This window comes from Oleiphilus sp. HI0132 (assembly GCF_001635845.1).
The window spans coordinates 1-857 of record NZ_LWGJ01000414.1 but is presented as its reverse complement, the minus strand read 5'-3'; the positions used below and the strand labels follow the sequence as shown (position 1 = coordinate 857).

1 pseudogene is annotated in these 857 nt (G+C 47.5%); it reads left to right on the top strand.

Annotated features, from left to right (window positions below):
- Positions 1-857, top strand: a pseudogene (locus tag A3766_RS30425) (GTPase); the annotation flags it as partial.

The following is an 857-nucleotide window of genomic DNA, read 5'->3' as shown; positions in this document are numbered from 1 at the left end:
GACGTCGTTTTGGATCATTTACATCATTCATTCGGTGTATTAACCAAGCGCAGCTTTAAACGGGTAGAAGATGAGGGTGCCCTAAACCTATGTGTTGGTTTAAGTGCAAGCCACTATTACACCTCGGGAAAAGTCGAGTTCCACACACAAATGCTTCAACATGCATCCGGTTCAACCTCAGGTGATGACAATATTTTCCTAAGTGCCACCAATCAGTCTCAGGATGGTTGGGGTGACAGCTATGATGCCGGTAGTCATTCGGCGACTACGCCCTCCGACGCGCCCATTTCCTATGACCGAGCAATCGATGACAAGCTCGACAGCGCTTACCCGAAGTACACAGTTCCTTTAGTCAATACAAGCCCTGGTGGCTATTGTCTGCAATGGGAAGGTGAAGTACCAAGCAATATTCAAGCGGGTGAAATAATTTCCTTGCGTGAAAATGCTCAGCAAGCATGGAGCATCGCGGTTATTCGCTGGATCAGACATATCAAGCAGCAAGGTACCCAGGTAGGGATCGAACTATTAGCGCCTAGCGCTAAGCCATGTGGTGTCCAATTGCTTCAGAAGACGGGAGACCCTAGCGAGTACCTAAGAGGACTCCTGTTACCAGAACTGAGTGCCATAGGTCAGCCTACGACACTTATTACACCCAGGCTTCCCTTCATGTCCGGTCATAAGGTATCGATTCGAGCCAATGGCGCCGAAGGAAAATGTAATTTAGAAACACGTGTATCAGCGACCGGTAGCTTTAGTCAATTTGAACTGTCAGAAAACAAACAAATGAAAGAGCTGACTGAAAATCGGGTTCCTGATATTGAGGTAGGCGACAACGATGATGACTTCGACTCATTGTG